The organism is Actinophytocola sp., assembly GCF_049647105.1.
GTDB lineage: Bacteria > Actinomycetota > Actinomycetes > Mycobacteriales > Pseudonocardiaceae > Actinophytocola.
In genome coordinates this window covers 1-19944 of sequence record NZ_JBARWZ010000206.1, presented here as the reverse complement: position 1 = coordinate 19944, position 19944 = coordinate 1, and the positions used below count along the sequence as shown (strand labels likewise).

22 protein-coding genes are annotated in these 19944 nt (G+C 70.6%); 9 read left to right on the top strand and 13 right to left on the bottom strand.

Going from position 1 to position 19944, the window contains the following annotated elements; genetic code table 11:
• Positions 1–156: 156 nt before the first annotated feature.
• From tatB to sigE, 4 genes are read right to left on the bottom strand one after another with little or no spacing between them, the layout of a single operon-like run.
• A complete protein-coding gene (tatB, locus tag WBA97_RS24300; RefSeq protein WP_424233214.1) occupies positions 157–543 on the bottom strand; it encodes a Sec-independent protein translocase protein TatB in 387 nt (128 codons plus the stop codon).
• Positions 544–596: 53 nt separating this feature from the next.
• Complete coding sequence (locus WBA97_RS24295; protein ID WP_424233213.1) at positions 597–2138, bottom strand: trypsin-like peptidase domain-containing protein; 1542 nt, start codon at positions 2136–2138, stop codon at positions 597–599.
• A gap of 42 nt (positions 2139–2180) precedes the next feature.
• Entirely contained in the window at positions 2181–2777 is a 597-nt protein-coding gene (locus WBA97_RS24290; RefSeq protein WP_424233212.1) for an anti-sigma factor family protein, read from the bottom strand.
• Positions 2774–3352 (bottom strand): RNA polymerase sigma factor SigE, encoded by a 579-nt coding sequence (gene sigE, locus WBA97_RS24285; RefSeq protein ID WP_424233211.1) that lies wholly within the window; start codon positions 3350–3352, stop codon positions 2774–2776. The genes WBA97_RS24290 and sigE overlap by 4 nt, the downstream gene beginning before the upstream one ends.
• Positions 3353–3578: 226 nt before the next feature.
• Between sigE and WBA97_RS24280 the strand changes: the two genes are divergently transcribed.
• On the top strand, positions 3579–4229 hold the full coding sequence (locus WBA97_RS24280; RefSeq protein WP_424233210.1) for an O-methyltransferase: 651 nt from the start codon (positions 3579–3581) through the stop codon (positions 4227–4229).
• Between the two features lie 159 nt (positions 4230–4388).
• Here WBA97_RS24280 and glgC read toward each other — a convergent pair whose 3' ends face one another.
• The gene (gene glgC, locus WBA97_RS24275) at positions 4389–5609 is read right to left on the bottom strand and encodes a glucose-1-phosphate adenylyltransferase (RefSeq protein ID WP_424233209.1); all 1221 of its coding nucleotides are present in this window, start codon (positions 5607–5609) and stop codon (positions 4389–4391) included.
• 47 nt (positions 5610–5656) lie between these two features.
• Between glgC and glgA the strand changes: the two genes are divergently transcribed.
• The 3 genes from glgA (at position 5657) to WBA97_RS24260 (ending at position 7876) form a co-directional block, all read left to right on the top strand.
• A complete protein-coding gene (gene glgA / locus WBA97_RS24270) occupies positions 5657–6817 on the top strand; it encodes a glycogen synthase (protein ID WP_424233208.1) in 1161 nt (386 codons plus the stop codon).
• A gap of 4 nt (positions 6818–6821) precedes the next feature.
• Positions 6822–7355 carry a GNAT family N-acetyltransferase gene (locus WBA97_RS24265; protein WP_424233207.1) on the top strand — a complete coding sequence of 178 codons (534 nt, stop codon included), beginning with the start codon at positions 6822–6824 and terminating at the stop codon, positions 7353–7355.
• A 62-nt stretch (positions 7356–7417) separates the two neighbouring features.
• On the top strand, positions 7418–7876 hold the full coding sequence (locus tag WBA97_RS24260; RefSeq protein ID WP_424233206.1) for a GtrA family protein: 459 nt from the start codon (positions 7418–7420) through the stop codon (positions 7874–7876).
• Between the two features lie 134 nt (positions 7877–8010).
• Here WBA97_RS24260 and WBA97_RS24255 read toward each other — a convergent pair whose 3' ends face one another.
• Positions 8011–9513, bottom strand: coding sequence for a leucyl aminopeptidase family protein (locus WBA97_RS24255; protein ID WP_424233205.1), 1503 nt, complete (start codon positions 9511–9513; stop codon positions 8011–8013).
• Between the two features lie 51 nt (positions 9514–9564).
• Positions 9565–9732: a DUF3117 domain-containing protein gene (locus WBA97_RS24250; RefSeq protein WP_133905611.1), complete on the bottom strand. Its 168-nt coding sequence runs from the start codon at positions 9730–9732 to the stop codon at positions 9565–9567.
• Positions 9733–9914: 182 nt separating this feature from the next.
• Between WBA97_RS24250 and WBA97_RS24245 the strand changes: the two genes are divergently transcribed.
• Together WBA97_RS24245 and WBA97_RS24240 are read left to right on the top strand one after the other, a co-directional pair.
• Positions 9915–10715, top strand: a complete 801-nt coding sequence (locus tag WBA97_RS24245; RefSeq protein WP_424233204.1) for a PaaX family transcriptional regulator C-terminal domain-containing protein — start codon at positions 9915–9917, stop codon at positions 10713–10715.
• Positions 10708–11505: an enoyl-CoA hydratase-related protein gene (locus WBA97_RS24240; RefSeq protein WP_424233203.1), complete on the top strand. Its 798-nt coding sequence runs from the start codon at positions 10708–10710 to the stop codon at positions 11503–11505. The genes WBA97_RS24245 and WBA97_RS24240 overlap by 8 nt, the downstream gene beginning before the upstream one ends.
• A 139-nt stretch (positions 11506–11644) precedes the next feature.
• On the opposite strand, the gene WBA97_RS24235 is transcribed toward WBA97_RS24240, so the two are convergent.
• From WBA97_RS24235 to WBA97_RS24220, 4 genes are read right to left on the bottom strand one after another with little or no spacing between them, the layout of a single operon-like run.
• Entirely contained in the window at positions 11645–11863 is a 219-nt protein-coding gene (locus WBA97_RS24235) for an exodeoxyribonuclease VII small subunit (RefSeq protein WP_424233202.1), read from the bottom strand.
• Complete coding sequence (locus tag WBA97_RS24230) at positions 11860–12255, bottom strand: sugar ABC transporter substrate-binding protein (RefSeq protein ID WP_424233237.1); 396 nt, start codon at positions 12253–12255, stop codon at positions 11860–11862. The genes WBA97_RS24235 and WBA97_RS24230 overlap by 4 nt, the downstream gene beginning before the upstream one ends.
• A gap of 22 nt (positions 12256–12277) precedes the next feature.
• Positions 12278–13543, bottom strand: coding sequence for an exodeoxyribonuclease VII large subunit (xseA, locus tag WBA97_RS24225; protein ID WP_424233201.1), 1266 nt, complete (start codon positions 13541–13543; stop codon positions 12278–12280).
• Positions 13540–14157: a lipid droplet-associated protein gene (locus WBA97_RS24220; RefSeq protein ID WP_424233200.1), complete on the bottom strand. Its 618-nt coding sequence runs from the start codon at positions 14155–14157 to the stop codon at positions 13540–13542. Before WBA97_RS24220 ends, xseA begins: the two co-directional genes overlap by 4 nt.
• A gap of 66 nt (positions 14158–14223) precedes the next feature.
• Here WBA97_RS24220 and WBA97_RS24215 point away from each other — a divergent pair, with 66 nt between their 5' ends.
• On the top strand, positions 14224–15207 hold the full coding sequence (locus WBA97_RS24215; protein ID WP_424233199.1) for a 4-hydroxy-3-methylbut-2-enyl diphosphate reductase: 984 nt from the start codon (positions 14224–14226) through the stop codon (positions 15205–15207).
• A 52-nt stretch (positions 15208–15259) separates the two neighbouring features.
• On the opposite strand, the gene WBA97_RS24210 is transcribed toward WBA97_RS24215, so the two are convergent.
• Together WBA97_RS24210 and rmuC are read right to left on the bottom strand one after the other, a co-directional pair.
• A complete protein-coding gene (locus WBA97_RS24210) occupies positions 15260–16243 on the bottom strand; it encodes a DUF6542 domain-containing protein (RefSeq protein WP_424233198.1) in 984 nt (327 codons plus the stop codon).
• A 149-nt stretch (positions 16244–16392) separates the two neighbouring features.
• Positions 16393–17385 (bottom strand): DNA recombination protein RmuC, encoded by a 993-nt coding sequence (gene rmuC / locus WBA97_RS24205; protein WP_424233197.1) that lies wholly within the window; start codon positions 17383–17385, stop codon positions 16393–16395.
• A 218-nt stretch (positions 17386–17603) separates the two neighbouring features.
• Between rmuC and WBA97_RS24200 the strand changes: the two genes are divergently transcribed.
• Both WBA97_RS24200 and WBA97_RS24195 read left to right on the top strand, forming a co-directional pair.
• Positions 17604–18788: an exonuclease SbcCD subunit D gene (locus WBA97_RS24200; RefSeq protein WP_424233196.1), complete on the top strand. Its 1185-nt coding sequence runs from the start codon at positions 17604–17606 to the stop codon at positions 18786–18788.
• Positions 18789–18888: 100 nt separating this feature from the next.
• On the top strand, positions 18889–19944 hold a 1056-nt coding region (locus WBA97_RS24195), incomplete at its 3' end, for an AAA family ATPase (protein WP_424233195.1).

Sequence of the window (19944 nt, the reverse complement as noted above, 5' to 3'; positions counted from 1 at the left end):
TAATCAGGGACGTGGCCCGCGGGGATCGCACCGACACTTCATGATCGCGGGCTGCGGCCTGTGGATGAACGCGGACTTGTCCACAGGCCGGGCTCCGGCCCGCCGGATTTGTCGGTGCTGCCGCCTACGCTGGAATTCGGGGGGCCGTGGCCGCCCTCAGGTCGCGTCCGGGTCGAATGCTGGTTTGTCCGTCGGCGGTTTCGGGTCTTCGCGGGTCGGCGTGGGGGTGGGCGGCGGGGTGTGGCCGTTGGGCTTGGTGCCGCCGTTCGAGGTCTCCACGTCATCGAACAGGTGCCTGGTCACCGCACGCCGTGGATCGAAGTTCCGCAGTTGCTGCAGGTCCTGCAGCGGCTTGCGCAGCTCTTCGAAGTCGTCGCCCATCTCGTTGCGCAGCTGGTCGCGGGCGCCGGTCGCGTACTCGCGGACCTTGCGCACGTTGCGGCCGAGCCACGCCGCCGCGGACGGCAGCCGTTCGGGGCCGAGGATGAACAGGCCCGCCACGACCAAGATGAGGATCTCGGCCCAGCCGATGCTGTCGAACACTGTGGCCTACCTCCGAAGCAACCAACTCCGACGTCGCCGTCCAGCGTAGCCGGTCAATCCGACTGCAATGTCACCTGAACTGTCAGCTCGCGGCCGTCCCGCGCCAGCACGACCGGCACGGTGTCGCCGATCTTGTAGTGGCGCACCGCGACGATCAGCTCCGCCGCGTTCGCGATGGGCCGGTCACCGACCTTCCGGATGACGTCGTTCTGCTTGATGCCCGCCTTGGCGGCGGCGCCGCCCTCTCGGACGTTCTGGACCCTGGCGCCCTCGGCCGTCTCCGCCGACACCGACGCGGCGTTCACACCCAGGTCGGCGTGGTTCACCTTGCCGGTCTTGATCAGCGACTCGGCCACCGGCCGCGCGTCGTCGATCGGGATGGCGTAGCCGAGACCGATGCTGCCGCCCTCCTCGGACGTCGAGATGATCGACGTGTTGATGCCCACGAGCGCGCCCGTCGAGTCGACCAGCGGGCCGCCCGAGTTGCCGTGGTTGATCGCCGCGTCGGTCTGGATCGCGTCGTAGACCGCGGGCACCCCGTCTTCCTCTCCGACGACGACCGGCCGGTTCAGCGCGCTGACGATGCCGAGGGTCACCGTGTCCGTCTCGCCGAGCGGGGAGCCGATCGCGAGGACCGTGTCGCCGACCGCGAGGTCCGCGGACTTGCCGAGCTGGATCACGGTGCTGACGTCGGCGTCGACCTTCACGACCGCGAGGTCCATCTTCGGGTCCGACCCGACGAGGTCCGCCTCCGCGCGCTGACCGTCGTTGAACACCACGGTGATCTGCTGGCCGTCGGACACCGCGCCACCGAGCGTCACGACGTGTTCGTTGGTCAGGATGTAGCCGCCGCTGTCGATGACCGCGCCGGATCCGACGCCCGCGCCCTGCTCGGAGCGCACCTCGATGGTCACGACCGCAGGCCGCACCCGCTTCGAGATGTCGGCGACCGAACCCGGCGGCCGTTCCTTGCCCGGCACCACCTCGGCGAGCGTGGCGTCGCTGGTCAGCTGGTCGCCCCGGTCGGCGACGAAGTACGCGGCTATCCCCCCGCCGACGCCGATGACCAGCGCGAACACGGCGAGGATCACCAGTGCGGACACCTTTACGCGGCGCCCGAACAGCACCTCCGGCAGGCTCAGCAGCTGCGCGGCGGGCTTGGGCGCCGATGTCTTGTCGTCGTCGGTCTTCTCGGGGCCGACGGCGGGCGGGCCGATGACGGCGCCTGCCGCCGGGTCCCGCCACGGGTCGTGCGCGGCGTCCGGGTCCCACGGGTCGACGCCGTTGACGCCGTTCTCGTCCGAGGGTGGGCGCTGCAGCAGCTCCTGGTTGCCGTCCGGCCTGCCGAACGCGGACGTCAGCGCTTCTGGCGGCGGTGGGGCGGTCTTCAGATCACCGAGCGCGGATTGCTGCTGCGGTGAACGGGGTGAGAACGCCCCGCCGACACCGGACGGGCGACCGAACACGGCAGCCGAACCGGGGTCGACCGGCGGGTGGACCGAGGGACGTGGCCCGAGCCGGGGACGGTCGTCACTGCCGGGAACGGCGCTGCCGTTCGACGGCGGGTCCGGCTCGGAGTTCCACTGGTTGTTCATCGTCGCCAAGCCTGCCGCACGAGTGGTGAAGTCGGCGTTGCGCTAGCGATTGGTGACGTGCAGCGTCGCGGCATAGCCTGCCTGCTGCATCGTGCCGCCGCCGACGACCGAGGGATGCTCACCGTTGGCAGGCGTGCGGGCCGGCTCGTCGCCACCGCTGGACGTGTTGACGAGCGCGAGCGCACCGAGCACGAGCCCGGACACGACCACACCGGCGCCCTGCGCGGCGCGGCGGCCAGGCCTACGCCCAAGGACCGCGCGGCCCTCGCCGAGTTTCGCCGAACTTCCCAACGGCGCGGTACCCCCGAGCTGCGGAACCCGATCGGGGCGCTGCACGGCGACCAGCTGGCCGTCGCTGGTCACGGCGAGACCGTCCGGTACCGACGGCATCTCCACCTGCTCCGGGATCGCCATCAGGTTCGCGAGCAGCCCGGCGGGCGCGGAGAACGCGTTGGCGGACTGGACGGCGGAGGCGGCCTGACGCTGCGACTTGATCTCGGCCGCGCACGTGACGCACCGCGCGGCGTGCGACGCGGCACGGTCCTGCGCCGTCGCCGACAGTTCGCCGTCGACGAACGCGACCACCGCGTCCGGAAGAAGGTGCTGTTCGGACAGACCCCAACCGCGCTCGTCGGTCACGACCTACCCTCCCGTACAAGTTCGCGGCGGCGCTCCAGTGACGCACGCAGAGCCTGCCGCCCACGGTGGATCCTGCTGCGAACAGTACCCAACTTGACGCCGAGAGTGGCGCCGATCTCCTCGTAGGAGAGGCCTTCCACGTCACACAGCACGACCGCGGCACGGAACTCGGGGGGCAGCTCGTCCAGGGCGGCCTGCAGGTCAGGGTCCAGGTGGCTCTCGACGTAGACCTGCTCCGGGCTCGGGTCGTCGCCCGCGAGCCGGTCGGTGTCCTCGGGCAGTCCCTCCATGCGCAGCCGCGAGCGACGGCGCGCCATGTCGAGGAACAGGTTCGTGGTGATGCGGTGCAGCCAGCCCTCGAAGGTGCCGGGCTTGTAGTTCGCCAGCGAGCGGAACACCCGGATGAAGGTCTCCTGGGTGAGGTCCTCGGCGTCGTGTGCGTTGCCGGCGAGGCGGTAGGCAAGGCGGTAGACACGGTCGGCGTGCTCGCGCACTACCTCGTCCCACGATGGTGGCGTCCAGGTGGACGCGTCGTCCAGGGTGACGGGTGCGGCGTCAGCGGTCTGCGTAGGCATCGGGCGGTGTCCCACCTCTTCCGGGTTGGCGAACCCACTACCTTTCTCAACGCTTGTCATGCTCATCGTGTTCCCAATCCCCCCGCACCCTGAGTGCTGCCGTCACCTTGGATCATGTCGGCCGTCGATATGAAGCTAGTGAGAGTCGTCTGAGAAGGGGCTGAGAATCGACCGGCGCGGCCCTTATCACCCGGTATCGGGTCGGACAACGCTAATCTCACACTTCGTGGCATCCGATACGCCGACGATCGACTCGGAAGCGCTGAACGCGTACGTCGAGGGTTACCTCACCGAGGACGACACGCTGGCCGCCGCCCGCAGGCGGGGAGTGCAGCTGGGCTGCGCCCCGATCACGCAGGCAGGCGGCGCCGCGCTGCGGTTCCTGGCGGCGGCAACCCGCGCCAAAGCGGTGGTGGAGGTCGGCACCGGCGCCGGCGTCAGTGGCCTGTACCTGCTGCGGGGTATGGCGCCGGACGGGGTGCTCACGTCGATCGACGTGGACCCGGAACCGCAGAGCGCGGCGAAACGCACGTTCGTGGAGGCGAAGATCCCGCCCGGCCGCACGCGGCTGATCATGGGACGGGCGCTGGACGTGCTGCCCCGGCTCACCGAAGAGGCCTACGACCTGCTGTTCATCGACGCGGCGAAGCAGGAGTACCCCGGGTACCACGAGCAGGGCGTGCGGTTGCTGCGGCCGGGTGGCGTGATCGCGTTCTGCAGCGTGCTGTGGTCGGGCGGGCCCGCGAACCAGGTGCGCCGGGACGCGGAGACGGTGGCGCTGCGCGAGGTGGCCAGGGTGGTGCGGGACGACGACCGCCTGGTCCCGGTCCTTCTCCCACTGGGCGACGGCCTACTGGTGGCCGCGAAAACCGGCTGACAAACCCGCAGGTCAAACGGCAAATCCGGTCGCGCGCGCGTTGCCCAACCCCCACCCGATCCCGGGGGCGTCCCGCCGTGCCAGTCTACCGGCCAGGGGTGACAGGCACGGGCGCGTGAGGGCTACCTGTGGATAACCGGGTGAGCTGTGGACAACTGGTCAGTCGACCCGTTCGCCCTTGCCGAGGACCACGACGCCGCCCGCAGACACGGTCCACCGCTGCCGGTCCGCGTCCGGGTCGACGCCGATCTCCGCACCCTCGGCGACCTGCACGTTCTTGTCGAGGATCGCCCGGCGCACCACGGCGCCCTTCCCGATCCGCACGCCCGGCAGCAGCACGCCGCCCTCGACCACCGCGCCGTCCTCGATCACCACGTCCGCGCTGATCACCGAGTCCCGCACGGACGAACCGGACACGATCGACCCCGGCCCGATGATCGACTCGACGGCGCTGCCCGAGTTGACGAACTTCGCGGGCGGCAGCGGCGGCGTCGCCGTGCGAATCGGCCAGCGGTGGTTGTAGAGGTTGAACACCGGGTGCACCGACACCAGGTCCAGGTGCGAGTCGTAGTACGCGTCGAGCGTCCCGACGTCTCGCCAGTACCCCTTGTCCCGCTCGGTCGCGCCGGGCACCTCGTTGTCGTCGAAGTCGTACACCCGCGCCTCGCCACGCCCGACCAGCATCGGGATGATGTCACCGCCCATGTCGTGCATCGACTCTGGGTTGGCCGCGTCCTCCCGCAGCGCGTCGAGCAGCGTCTCCGTGCGGAACACGTAGTTGCCCATCGACGCGAACGTGACGTCCGGGTCGTCCGGCACCGACGGCGGCGCCGAGGGCTTCTCCAGGAACCGGGTGATCTTCCCGGACGCGTCGGAGTCGATGCAGCCGAACGCCTTCGCCTCGGCCCTCGGCACCCGGATCCCGGCGACGGTCACGCCGACGCCCGCCGCCACGTGCTCGTCCACCATCTGCGACGGGTCCATCCGGTACACGTGGTCGGCGCCGAACACGACGATGTGGTCCGGTTTCTCGTCGTACACCAGGTTCAGTGACTGGTAGATCGCGTCCGCGCTGCCGGTGTACCACCTCGGCCCGAGCCGCTGCTGCGCCGGCACCGGGGTGATGTACTGCCCGAGCACGCTGGAGAGCCGCCACGTGGTCGAGATGTGCCGGTCCAGCGAGTGCGACTTGTACTGGGTGAGCACGCATAACCGGTGGTAGCCGGCGTTCACCAGGTTCGACAGCACGAAGTCGATCAGCCGGTAGTTGCCGCCGAACGGGACCGCGGGTTTGGCTCGGTCGGCTGTGAGCGGCCACAGCCGTTTCCCTTCGCCACCGGCGAGCACGATCGCGAGCACGTGTGGCTGCTGGCCCTTCACGTGGCTGACCCTAACCGCGTTCGCACTGGTACGGCTACCTTGGGGACGTGCGTATCGGTCTGTTGACTCGGGAATGGCCACCGGAGGTGTACGGCGGCGCGGGTGTTCACGTCGAGTTCCTCGTGCCGAGGTTGCGTGAGCTGATCGACGTCGAGGTGCACTGCTTCGGCGGGCCCCGCTCCGGCGAGGGCGTTCACTCGCACAATCCCGCGCCGGGGCTCGAACGCGCGAACCAGGCATTGCGGACGTTGTCGGTGGACCTGTCGATCACGGCGGCCCTCGACGGGGCCGACCTCGTGCACTCGCACACGTGGTACGCCAACCACGCGGGACACCTGGCGAAGATCCTCTACGACGTGCCGCACGTGATCACGGCGCACTCGCTGGAGCCACGCAGGCCGTGGAAGGCCGAGCAGCTCGGCGGCGGCTACCGGCTGTCGTCGTGGGTGGAGAGGACGGCGTACGAGTCGGCGGACGCGATCATCGCGGTGAGCGAGGGCATGCGCGCCGACGTGCTCGACTGCTATCCGTCACTCGATCCGGAGCGGGTACGGGTGGTGCGCAACGGCATCGACTCGTCGGCATACCACCCGGTGACGGAGTCCGACGCGCTACGCCACTACGGCGTGGACCCGGACCAACCGATCGTGGTGTTCGTGGGGCGGATCACCCGGCAGAAGGGTGTCGGCCACCTGGTCGCGGCCGCACACGAGATCGACCCCGGCGCGCAGCTGGTGCTGTGCGCCGGCGCGCCGGACACGCCGGAGATCGCGCGGGAGATGACCGAGGCGGTGTCGGAGCTCGCGGCGGCCCGGCCCGGCGTGTTCTGGATCCAGAAGATGCTGCAGCCCGCAGAGGTGCGTCAGTTCCTGAGCCACGCGACGGTGTTCGTGTGCCCGTCGGTGTACGAGCCGCTGGGCATCGTGAACCTGGAGGCGATGGCGTGCGGCACGGCGGTGGTCGCGTCCGATGTCGGCGGCATCCCCGAGGTCGTCGACGACGGCAGGACCGGACTGCTGGTGCACTACGACGAGGCGGACGAGTCGACGTTCCGGGTAGGCCTCGCGGACGCGGTCAACAGCCTGCTCGCCGACCCGTACCGGGCGAAGCTGATGGGCGACGCGGGCCGGGAGCGGGCGGTCACGGAGTTCTCGTGGGCGTCGATGGCGGAGCAGACGGTGGCCGTGTACCGGTCGGTGCTGGGCTGAGCAGATGCGCACGCAGATCGTGGCGGGCGGGGTGACCCTGCGGCGCTGGCGCGTGCGGGACGCGCCGGTGCTGCACGAGGTCGTACAGGAGTCGATGGCGCACCTGAGCCCGTGGATGGCGTGGGTGGCGGACGGCTACCCGCCCGCGGCGGCGACGGCGTTCGTGGCGAGCACGGCGGACGAGTGGGACCGGGGCACGGCGTTCAACTACGCGATCTTCGTATCGGGCCGGCTGGCGGGCGCGGCGAGCCTGATGGCGCGGGTGGGCCCAGGCGGGCTCGAGCTGGGTTACTGGCTGCACCCCGGCCACGTGGGCCATGGCGTGGCGACGCAAGCGGCGTCGCTACTGGTTGCCGAGGCCTTCCTGGCAGGCGCGGAGCGGGTGGAGATCGTCACGGATGTGGCGAACACGCGAAGCGCGGCGATCCCGAAGCGGCTCGGTTTCGTGGAGGTGGACAGGAGACCACCACAGGAGCCGGTCACGCCTGGCGAGGACGGCATGGACGTCATCTGGCGGCTGACCCCTGATCGGGGTTGATCAGGGGAAGCTCAGGGAAGTTCCTGAGAGCGTGTTCAGTGCGGGCGCAATAGCGTCTGTGCATGGCACCCCCGCGCATCAGACTGGCTCGCTTCACGGTGGCGTCCGCGATCGCCACCGGGATCAGCCAGATCGTGCTGCTGGTGGTGTACGGCTGGACCAGTGTGGACGCGACAACGGCGAGCACGATCGCGTTCCTGGCGGGTTCGGCGCCGCATTTCCTGATGGTCCGGTACTGGGCGTGGCCCTCGGGCAAACTGCGTGCCCAGCTGACGACATACCTGACGGTGACCATGATCGGCGGGGTCGCGTCGATCGCGCTGACGACGGCGGCGGAGCACCTGGTGCTGCCGCTGCTCCCGAGCGGCTGGCAGCCGGTGGCGCTGACGCTGAGCTACCTGGCGGCGAGCGGTCCGGTCTTCCTGGCGAAGTTCGCCGTGTTCGACCGCGTCTTCGCGGAGCGCACCCGCACGTATCACCCCGCACCGACCCCGGCAACAGCAACAGCAACAGCAAACTGAGCTGCTTCCCCAGGACGCTCACCAAACCCCCACCCATTCCCGGGGGCACCCCGCCTTGCCAGTTTACCGGCTGGCACTGACAATTCCGCGTTGTCGATCTTGTCTGTGGACAACCGGGCCGGCTGTGGACAACCTCAGGCGTGGGCCGCGACGAGCTCAACCAGTGTGCGGGCCGCGAAACCGGTCGCACCCGCGCTGACCTCGTCGTAGTTGCGGTCCGCACGAGCCGGGCCCGCGATGTCAAGGTGCGCCCACGGCAGCCCGCCCGTGAACTCACGCAGGAACATCGCCGCCGCGATGCCGCCAGGGCCCGGCGGGCACTGGCGCACGTCCGCGATCTCGCTGTGCACCGCGTCCGCGAACTCGTCCGCCACCGAGCCGACATCCGAAGCCAACGGCATCCGCCACCAGCGCTCGCCCGTGGCCTCGCCCGCGGCCAGCACCCGCGAAGCCACCTCGTCCGTCGACGCGAACAGGCCGCCGATCCGCAGCCCGAGCGAGATCTTCATCGCGCCGGTCAACGTCGCCACGTCCACGATCAGGTCCGGCGACAAGCGGTCCACCGCGTACGCGAGCGCGTCCGCCATCACCATGCGGCCCTCGGCGTCGGTGTTCGTCACCTCGGTCGTGCGGCCGCCGAAGTGCCGCACGATGTCGCCGGGGCGGTACGCGGAACCCGACAGGTGGTTCTCCGCGCACGGCACGAGCCCGGTCACCCGCACGTTCAGGCCAAGCCGTGCGATCGCCTCCACCGCCGCGATCACCGCCGCACCACCGGACATGTCGGTCCGCATCAGGTGCATGCCGTCGGCGGCCTTCACCGAGACCCCGCCCGTGTCGAACGTGATGCCCTTGCCGACGAGCACGACGTGCGGCGCCTTCGCGGCCGGCCGCCACGACAGTTCTACGAACCGCGGCGGGCGGACCGAGCCCCCACCCACCGCGAGCACTCCGCCGAACCCCTGCGCTGCCAGCCACTTCTCGTCCCGCACGACGACATCCGCGACCTTGCCCGCGGTCCGGGTCGCCATCCGTGCGAGCCACGCCGGGTCCTTCACGTTCGACGGCGTGTTCGCGAGATCCCGCGCCAGCGCGGTCGCCTGCGCCAGCACCGCCGCGCGCCGCACCGGCTCGTCGAGCGTGGGGTCGGCCGTCACCAACCGGACCGTGCGCACCGTCGGCGGCGCCGCCTCCGAGGTCACCGCGTACCGGTAGCCGCCCAGCCGTAGCCCGCGCACCAACTCGCTGACCTCGTCGGGCCCGACGGACGACGGCAGCTCCAGCTGCACGGTCCGCTCCGGCGTCAGGCCCGCGTCGGTGTCCTTCGCTATCCGCGCGTTGAGCGCCTTGATCAGCGCCGCACCCGCGGTGCACCACTGGTCCGGCGCGCCGTCACCGACGCCTGCGACCCAGCGCACCGACGAACCGGCTGGGCCGGGCTGGACCTCACCGGCCTTACCAGTCAACGCGACCGCACTGACCCACTCGCCGGTCAGCTCGTCCCCCCGAACCGACAACAGCGAGGGTGCCGCGTCTCCCGAGCGGCACACCACGGCGAGCGGGGTCGCCCGCCTCGCCGTGGTGATCACCTCAACATCGGGAAGCGCCGTCGGTAACGCGGGCACCGAGGTGTGCAACGGACCTCCATACTCGACGGATCACCGACCCAGAGAATCCACTCTGGACCGTTAGCCAGCTGTGGCCTTCAACGCGTCACCCAGGGCACTTGCCTCCTCAGCCGACATCTCGACGACGAGGCGTCCACCGCCCTCGAGTGGTACGCGCATCACGATGCCCCGACCCTCCTTGGTCACCTCGAGGGGACCGTCTCCGGTCCGGGGCTTCATGGCCGCCATAGCGTGCTCCCTCCGTCATAGCCTGCCACCTCGGCCGGACTCACCCGGCCAGAGATTCTGACATTCTCCCCTATGGCATCTCGCCGGTGAAATCGAACCGATCACTTGCGTGTCGATGACCGGCCAAGACACATCCGAACGCACTGGCGCGGGGCCACCCCGCACTGACAGACTCGAATCTCGTGCGAGCCCGGTCCGCGCTTTTCGACGTCTTCGGCAGCTACCTCAGAGCCAGAGGTGGCTCTGCCGCGATCGCGGCACTCGTCCGTCTGCTCGAGCCGCTGGGCTTCGAGCCGCCCGCCATCCGCACGGCGGTGTCCAGAATGGTCCGGCAGGACTGGCTGCGGCCGGTGCGGCTGACCGACGGGCCCGGCTACGCGCTCACGAAGCGCGCGGAGCGGCGGCTCGACGACGCAGCGGCACGCATCTACCGCACCCATCCCTCCACATGGGACGGCCGCTGGCACGTGCTGGTGCTGGAAGAACTGCCGAGCCGGGGTGCGCGCGACCGGCTCGACTCTTCCCTGCGACTGATCGGCTACGGATCGTTGGGGCCGACGACGTGGGTCGCGCCGAGGCCGTCGGCGGAGCTGTCGGACATCCTGGCCGCGGAACGCATCGCGGGCAGGCTCTTCCACGGCGAGCACGACGGCGACGACGCGGATCTCGCGGCCAGGGCGTGGGACCTCGACGCGCTGGGCGCGGACTATGCGGGTTTCGTGACCGAGTGGCTACCGATCGTGTCCGCAGTGGACGGAACACAGGCCGCAGAAGCGTTCGCGGCCTCGCAGCGGCTGCTGCACGCGTGGCGCAAGTTCCTGTTCCGCGATCCCGGCCTGCCGGAGAAGGTGCTGCCGAAGGACTGGGCGGGCACGGCGGCCGCGGCGTTCTTCGACGAGCACACCGCGCGGCTCGCGCCCGCCGCGGAGATCTTTCTGTCCGAATGCCTCACCAGAGGCGCACGCACCAGGTCCAGTGCATGAGGAGGATGTCTTGACGTCGCTGCAGGTCGACGACCGTGAGGGAGTTCGCACGTTCACCCTCAACCGCCCCGAGGCGTACAACTCGCTGACGGTGGAGTTGAAGGAGGCGTTGCGCGACGGTCTGACCGACGCGGCGGCGGACCCGGCGGTGCGGGCGGTGGTGCTGACCGGTGCGGGCAAGGCGTTCTGCGCGGGACAGGACCTGAAGGAACACGTGGCGGCACTGCGGTCGGACGACCCAGCGCCGTTCCGCACGGTCGAGGAGCACTACAACCCGATCGTGCGCACGCTCACCTCGATGGGCAAGCCGGTGATCGCGGCGGTGAACGGCATGGCGGCCGGCGCGGGCGCGTCGTTCGCGTACGCGTGCGACCTGCGGATCGCGGCGCCGGGCGCGAAGTTCCTGATGGCGTTCGCGACGATCGGCCTGACGGCGGACTCGGGCGCGTCATGGACGCTGCCGCGCTTGATCGGCTACGGCCGCGCGATGGAGCTGATGCTGCTGGCGAAACCGGTGACAGCGGAACAGGCACTGGCGATCGGCATGGTGACCGAGGTGGCCGACGACGCGCTGGGCACGGCGCAGGAACTGGCGTCCCGCATGGCAACGGGCCCGACAACGGGCTACGCGAAGATCAAGGAAGCGCTGCTGGCCGCGGCGGGCGCGAACCTGGAAACCGCACTGGCAACGGAAAACGAGGGCCAGTCACTGCTGGGCGGCACGGCGGACCACAAGGAGGCGGTGGACGCCTTCGTGACAAAGCGAACCCCCACGTTCAAAGGCCACTGACCCTCAGAAAGCTCGCGCGCGCGTTGCCCAACCCCCACCCGATCCCGGGGGCGTCCCGCCGTGCCAGTCTACCGGCCAGGGGTGACAGGCACGGGCGTGCGAGGGCTACCTGTGGATAACCGGGTGAGCTGTGGACAACTCAGCCCGCGGAGTTCTCCGACTCCGCGGCCGCGAGCGCCGACTCGATGCGTTCCTTCGCGCCTGCCAGATGGCGGTCGCAGAGCTTCGCCAGCGCCTCGCCGCGTTCCCACAGTGCCAGCGAATCCTCGAGGGACAGGCCACCCGCTTCCAGCTTGGCCACCACGTCCGCCAGCTCGTCGCGGGCGGCCTCGTAGTCGAGGGTCGGGTCGTCGCTCACTGGGCGTGGGTCTCCAATCGGCTGTGGGCGTTCACCAGCGCGGCGGCGACCGCCTGGTCGTATCCGACGAACGCCTCCGCGAAATCGGCGCCGTCGCGTTCTGCGAGCGCCTCCTCGATGCGTTCGAGCGCGGCGCCAACGCGGTGCCGGTGCTGCGAGCCGCGGCCCAGCCACCAGCGCATCCCCGTGTAGTCGGACGTCGCATCGGACAACGCGCGCAACCGTACTGGCAGGGCACGGCAGCCCGGCGCGTCGCAGCCGGCGAGCAGCGCGGTCCAGCACTCTGCGGCGGCCGCGTCGGCTTCCCTCGCTCTGCGGGACACGACGTCGGCGGGGGCGCGCAACGCGGGTTCGGTGACCGTGGCGCGGGTGACCGCGTAGGTGGTCGCCATGGTCAATGGCAGAAAAGTGGGCTCACGATCCAGTCTCGGCACCGCTACCTCCGATCGCGTCGCCCCTGCCGGACGCGATCGCGTGCACCGCGCCGTCGGTGACGCGGACCCGGAGGTGGGTCCCGTCCGGCGCCTCTGCCGTCGAGCGGAGCACTCGCGGGCTTCCCTCTTCGTCCACCCACTGCACGACCGCGTACCCGCGGGCAAGCGTGGCGGCTGGTCCGAGCGTCGTCAAGCGGGCTCTCGTATGGTCAAGGGCCGCGCGCTGGGTTGACACGAGCGCGGCCATCGCCCGCCGTGATCGCTCCACGAGCATGTTGACCTGCGCACTCCGCTGTTCCAGCGGGGTGAAAGGGTCGGCGAGAACCGGCCTGCTGCGCAGCGCGTGCAGCAGGTGGCGCTCACGATCCACCCATCCGTGCAACGCCCGCCGCGCCCGATCGCGGAGCTGGCGCACCCGCGCGGTCTCCTCGGCGATGTCCGGCACGACCCGCCTGCCCGCGTCGGTCGGCGTCGAGCACCGGACGTCGGCCACATGGTCGAGCAGTGGCGTGTCCTGCTCGTGCCCGATCGCGCTCAGCACCGGCGTGCGGCAGCCGGACACCTCACGCATCAGTGTCTCGTCGGAGAACGGCAGCAGATCCTCGACGCTGCCACCGCCGCGGGCGATCACGATGACGTCCACGTTCTTGTCGCGGTCGAGCGCGCCGAGCGCGTCGACGATCTGCGGCACCGCGAGCGCGCCCTGGACAGCGACGTTCTCCACCCGGAACCGCACGGCGGGCCAGCGGGCGCGGGCGTTGACCATCACGTCGTGCTCCGCGGCCGACGCGCGGCCGGTGATCAGGCCGACGGTGCGCGGCAGGAACGGCGGCTTTCGCTTGCGGCGCGGGTCGAACAGACCCTCCGCGGCGAGGAGCTTGCGCAACCGCTCGATCCGCGCCAGCAGCTGGCCGATGCCGACCGCGCGGATCTCGTCGGCCCGCAGCGACAGCGTGCCGCGACCGATGAAGAACGCGGGCCGCGCGTGCAGGATCACGCGGGTGCCGTCGGTCAGCGGCGGCTGGTGTGCGCGAAGCACGGCGGTCTGGCACGTGACGCTCATCGACACGTCGGCGGCCGGGTCCCGCAGCGTGATGAACGCGGTGTTGGTGCCCGGCCGGTTGGAGATCTGCGTGACCTGCCCCTCGACCCACACGTCACCGAGGCGGTTGATCCAGTCGGCGACCTTGCGCGCGACGGTCCGCACCGGCCACGGCTGCTCCGGACTGGTGGCGGGTTCGGTCACGTCTGGTCGCGGACGGTCGCGATGCGCCGGGTCAGCATGCCGACGAACGACGGGCGGTTGCCGTGCGCGCGTTCGTACTCGAGCAGCTCGGCAAGCTCTTCGGCCGTGAAACGACGCAGGCGGGCCCGCAGCTGCGGAAGGGACAGGCCGTCGTAGCCGGCCGCATCGGGCAGCGGGCGGCCGCCGCTGTCGTGCGCTTCGCTCTCCTCCGCGATCGCCCGCTCTTCCTGCGTCCACGGGTCAGGTGTGGCGAACGTCTCGGCGCTCGCGGTGTGGTGACCGTTACGCCGATCCTCCTCGCTCTCGCCGTCGGCCCGGTCGAACGCCGACTCGAACGGCGCCGGCTTGCTGAGGTCGAAGGCGTCGTCCTCGACGTCCTCGTCGAAGGTCGCCCACTCCGGCGTCTCCTCGACGGGGCGGAGGCCGGAAAGCACCTCGTCGCCACGGATCGCCAGCTCCGTGACCTGCTGTTGAACGCGCATGGAGACCTGCAGGGCCTGGCTCGCCACGGTGACCGGGAGTCCGGCGATCTTGGCGGGCAGCGTGCGGGCCTGTTCCACGGCCGTGACGGCGAGGCCTGCCGCAACCCGGATGGGGAGCGGGAGTGACTTCATGTGTCTAGCCTTGCACCAGTCCAGCCGATCTGCCTACACAGGTGCCCGGTCCGTACGCTGGGCGCCATGACCAAGCGAGTTCTGCTGGCCAAGCCGCGCGGGTACTGCGCAGGGGTCGACCGTGCCGTCGTGACCGTCGAGAAGGCACTCGAGACCTACGGCGCCCCTGTCTACGTGCGCAAGGAGATCGTCCACAACAAGCATGTCGTCGAGACTCTGACCGAACGCGGCGCCATCTTCGTCGACGAGGCGGACGAGGTGCCGGAGGGCGCGCTCGTCGTGTTCTCCGCGCACGGCGTGTCGCCCGCGGTGCACGAGCAGGCCGCGACCCGGCAGCTGCGCACCATCGACGCGACCTGCCCGCTGGTGACGAAGGTCCACCAGGAGGCCAAGCGCTTCGCCCGCGACGACTACGACATCCTCCTCATCGGCCACGAGGGCCACGAGGAGGTCGAGGGCACCGCGGGTGAGGCACCCGAGCATGTGCAGCTCGTCGACACCGCGGAGGACGCCACGAAGGTCGCCGTCCGTGACCCGTCCAAGGTCGTGTGGCTGTCGCAGACCACGCTGTCGGTCGACGAGACGATGGTCCGCGTCAACCAGCTCAAGGAGCGTTTCCCCGGGCTGCAGGACCCGCCGAGCGACGACATCTGCTACGCCACCCAGAACCGCCAGGTCGCGGTGAAGGCCATGGCCCCGGAGTGCGATCTGGTGCTCGTGGTCGGCTCGCAGAACTCGTCCAACTCCAAGCGGCTCGTCGAGGTGGCGCTCCAGGCCGGCGCGAAGGCGTCGTACCTGGTCGACTACGCACGCGAGGTCGACGAGTCATGGCTGGACGACGTCGCGACGGTCGGCGTGACGAGCGGCGCGTCGGTGCCGGAGATCCTCGTCATGGACCTGCTGTCGTGGCTCGCGGAGCGCGGCTACGGCGAGGTCCAGGAAGTCACCACCGCCAACGAGAAGGTCGCGTTCGCTCTCCCTCGCGAACTGCGCAAGGCCCTGAAGGACGACAGCCTCCAGGGCAACGGCCTCCACGACAGCGCCCGCTGACCGGCCCGCTGGGCAGCGGCCATCGGCACGGCACCACACACGTGGTGCCGTGTCAGCGGTCCTCCGGCGGACGACGACGCGGCTGACGGCTCTGGCCGCCGCCACGACCACCCTCACGGCCCTCACGGCCACCGTCCCGGCTCGTGTCACGGCGACCGCGCTCGTCACGGGACTTACCGCCGTCGGCACCCGGCTCCCGACGCCGCGGCGTCGGCTCACTGCCGCGTCCCCGACCGCGCCCAGGTGCGTCCGCGGGCGGCTCACCCCGGCCACGCTCCGCCCGCCCGGCGCCCGGGTCCCGGCGACGTGGCTCACGGCCGGCCTCACGCGCGTCCTCGCGTCCTGCCGCGGGCTCACGCGACGGGCGCGGTGCACGCCCCGGTACGCGACGCGCGGGACGGTCGTCGGTCGGCGGCAGCTCTTCCATCTCCGGACGGCCACGGCGTGGTGGCACCGCGGCACGGTCCTTGCCCGACCGCTCCCGGCCGCGACCGCCGGTGCCCTGCCCTGGCTCGTCGTCGAGACCGAGGTCGGCCCCGCGCTGACGCGGTGGCTTGTTCGGCCGCATCTCCGGATCGGGATCGCGCTCACGCCACCACCGGAACAACCCGATGAGCACGACCACAGCGGTCGTGATGCCCATCGTCGGGAAGTTGCTCGTCAACGGCAGCGCAACCGACAGGATCAGCGACTTCAGGCCGCCGCCCGAGGGCTTCTGGCTCAGCAGCGCGACCGCGCCCACCGCGGTGATCGCGAAGATGAGCGGTGGCTGCACCATCGGTCCGAACAGGCTTCGCCTGCGCACGAAGCAGACCGCGCCCACACAGCCGGCCACGAAGGCACCCTGGTAGATCTTGCCCAGTGTGTTGTCCTGCTGCTGCATGTCGACGAACGCGGCGATCGCCGTCAGGCCGAATGCCAGCAGGACGGCAGCCCACCACGGCAGTCCACGAAACTGCCCGATGATGGGACGGTCGTCCCACGCCGGTCCGGCGTCTTCTTCAGGATCGCTCCTGCGATCGCGGGTCGCGGTCACGGCGCACACGTTAGTAGGTCAGCGGACCCGTCCGGCCAGCGTTCTGAAAACGGCACCCCTGATACAACACCATGATGTGAACCACGACACAGTCGATCACTGTCCGCTGCCGCCTGTCCTCAGGCAGGCCCATATTGAGTTGTGGGTGGTCAACGCTCCAACGGCACCTCCATATCCGGCAGTTCGTCGTACTGATCATCGGGCGATGCGTCACGCACGGTAGGCGACGAGTTCGTGACGATCTCATCGGAGCGCCGCACCGACGGCAGCGGTGTCGGGCTGGCCGCGGCCTCCGTCAACGGCGCGACCGTGGACGTGAACTGGTTCAGCGCGTCCAGCTCACGGCGCCGCGCCTGCAGGAACCGCTGCAGGTGCGTGCTCGACACGTTGACCGCGTCCACCGCGCTCTCCGCCGCCCGGTGCGCGGCGAGAGCCTGCCCGCGCAGCGCGTCGATGTCGGCGGCCAGCACCCGCTCGCTCGCGGCGAGCATCGCCGCGGACGCGATCACCGCGAACCCCGTCGGCCCACACACGAAGACCCGCCGGTCCAGCAGCCACCGCAGCAGGTCGGTGTCGGTGTCCAGCGCGGCCACCACCGCCGCGTCGGACGGGACGAACATGATCGTGCCGTAGATCGCGTCCGCCCACCGCTGATAACCCTTGCCTGCCAGCTCCGTCGCCCGGGACCGGATGTTGCGCACGTGCACCCGCAACGCGTCCGCGCGCTCCTCCGGATCGTCCGTCTCGACGGCCTCCATCCAGCAGGCGATCGTCATCTTCGCGTCGACCGGCACAAGCCTGCCGTCGCCGACCGACAGCAGCATGTCCGGCCGCACGGACCCGCCACCGGCGACGTCGGTCTGCAATGTGAAGTGCAGGCCTTCGCGAAGGCCGAGCGACCGCGCGGTCTCCACGAGCACCTGCTCGCCGAGCTCACCCCGGCCGCTGATCGACGCGAACATGACCTCGTAGCGACGCAGGGCGGCGGCGTGCGCGTCGGACCGGTCGCGTTCCTCACGCACGGCCGAGACGGCGTCGTCCAGCCTGCGCTGGCTGTCGTTGTACAGCCGCCGGAACAGCGCCGCACCACCGATGAGGAGGAGCAACAACACGAATGCGACGGTGCCGAACACCGCGTCCACTGACGTCCCCTTTCCTGGGCCGGGTCGAGTGGAAACATCATGAACCAGACGACCGACAATTCCGGGGACGCGCATCGAGGCGGACAGGCCGACAGCCCGCGATTCCGCGCCAATGGACCGTTCGCACGGGCTTTTTTCGATGGCTTTCCTGGGACCTTCACTCGTTGGGGTGGCGCGCCTCCTGGGCATTGTCGGTGCCGCCCCCTAGCTTTGCTGGCATGCGAGTGCTGCACACCTCCGACTGGCACGTGGGACGGATGTTCCACGGCCGCGATCTGCTCGCCGACCAGGAGTCCGTGCTCAGCGGGCTGGCCGACCTGGCGGCAGACGAGCGGGTCGATGTCGTCGTGGTGTCCGGCGACCTCTACGACCGCGCGGTGCCGTCCGGCGAGGCGGTGTCGGTCTGCACCCGGGTGCTCGACCGGATCCGCCAGGCCGGCGCGCGGTTGGTGATCACGCCGGGGAACCACGACTCGGCGCCGCGTCTCGGTGCGTTCGCCGAGTTCGCGGCGGCAGGCGGGCTGCACCTGCGCACCCGGGTTGCCGAACTCGACCGGCCGGTGGTGCTGGACGACAGGCACGGACCCGTTGCGCTGTACGGGATCCCGTATCTGGAGCCGGAACCCGCGCGGCACTCGCTTTGCATCGATGCGGCCGGGCACGCCGGCGTGCTCACGGAGGCCATGCGGCGGGTACGCGCCGACCTCGCCTCACGTGGCAGCGGCGTGCGGTCGGTGGTGCTCGCCCACGCGTTCGTCACCGGCGGCGCCCCGAGCGCGTCGGAGCGGACGATTTCCGTCGGCGGTGTCGAACAGGTCGCCGGTGCCGTGTTCGACGGCGTCGACTACGTGGCGCTCGGCCACCTCCACGGGCCCCAGCGGCTGGCCGGGCACCTGCGTTATTCCGGCAGTCCGCTCGCGTACTCGTTCTCCGAAGCACGGCACCGCAAATCCGTGTGGCTGGTGGAACTGGACGCGGCCGGGCTCGCCGGGGTGGAGCGGCGGGAGCTGCCGGTCCCGCGCGCACTCGCCACGGTCACCGGGAACCTCGACGAGCTGCTCACGACTGACGAGCACGAGCGGCTGGCCGACTGCTACCTGTCGGTGGAGCTGACCGACCGGGTGCGGCCGACGGACGCGTTGCGCCGCCTGCAGAAGCGGTTCCCCCACGCCGTGCACGTGGACTGGCGCCCGATGAGCGGGACGCTGGCCACGCCACTGCGCTATGCCACGACCGTGCGAGACCGGTCCGACCACGACGTGGCATGCGACTTCGTCACCGACTGCCGGGACGCGGAGCCCACGGAGAGCGAGCGCGCGCTCCTGCGTGAGGCCTTCGCGGCGGTGGCGAACGATGAGCGGGCCGAACTCGCGCGGCAGCGCGGGAGCAGGGAGGCCGCATGAGCGAAACCTGCTTACCGCGTTCAGTCTTCGGACGGCGCCGAGCATGCGCGGCGCCGTCCGCGGGCGGGACCCCGCTCACCTCGGACGTGAGCGGAGAGCGGTGAGGCTGCATCGACTGGAGCTGACCGCGTTCGGGCCGTATGCCGGTCGTGAGGTGGTGGACTTCGACCGGCTCGGCGCGGACGGGCTGTTCCTCCTGCACGGCGACACGGGCGCCGGCAAGACGACCCTGCTGGACGCGGTGGCGTTCGCCTTGTTCGGCGCCGTGCCAGGAGTGCGCGACCAGGCGAAGCGGTTGCGCTGCGACTACGCCGAACCGGACACCGTCACCGAGGTGCGGCTCGAGCTGACCGTGCGGGGGCACCGGCTGCGGCTGGTGCGAAGCCCTGAGTACCTGCGTGCCAAGAAACGAGGTGATGGCACCACAAAACAACATGCGAAGGCGTCGCTGACGTGGGTCGGTGCCACGCCGAGCGGGCACGCGCCGGACGGACTGACCCGCATCGACGAGGTCGGCAGGACGATCGAGCGGCTGCTCGGGATGAGCAAGGACCAGTTCTTCCAAGTGGTTCTGCTGCCGCAGGGCGAGTTCGCGCGATTCCTGTGCGCGGACACCGCCGAGCGGGAGAAGCTGCTGGAGAGACTGTTCGGCACGCAGCACTTCGCGTTGGTCGAGCAGTGGTTCCGGGACCGGCGGGCCGAGCGCCATCGCGCGCTGGACGCGGGGCAGCGGCTGTGTGTGCAGCTGATCGCGCGGCTCGCGCAAGCGGTCGGCACCGAACCGCCCGACGACGACACGGCGGACGAGGCATGGCTCTCGTCGCTGGTCGCCGCGACGGAGGCGGGCGCGGAGGAAGCCGTGACGCGGGAACTCGCGGCCGCGGTCGAGCGTGATCGTGCCGAGGCCGTGTTGCTGGCGCGGCGGGAGCTTGCCGAGCGGGTGCGCAGGAAGGCGTCGGCCGAGGCGGACCTGGCCGAGTTGTCCGCGGAGGCCGAAGCGCGGGCGACGTGGGCTTCGGAGCTGGCGGCGGCCCGGCGGGCGGCACCGGTGGTGACGGCTCATCGCGAGTTGGATCGGGTGGAGGCGCTGGCCCGCGCGGCCGACGACAACGTCGCCGCGCTGGCGGCCGAGGTGCCCACGCCCGCCGAGCTACGC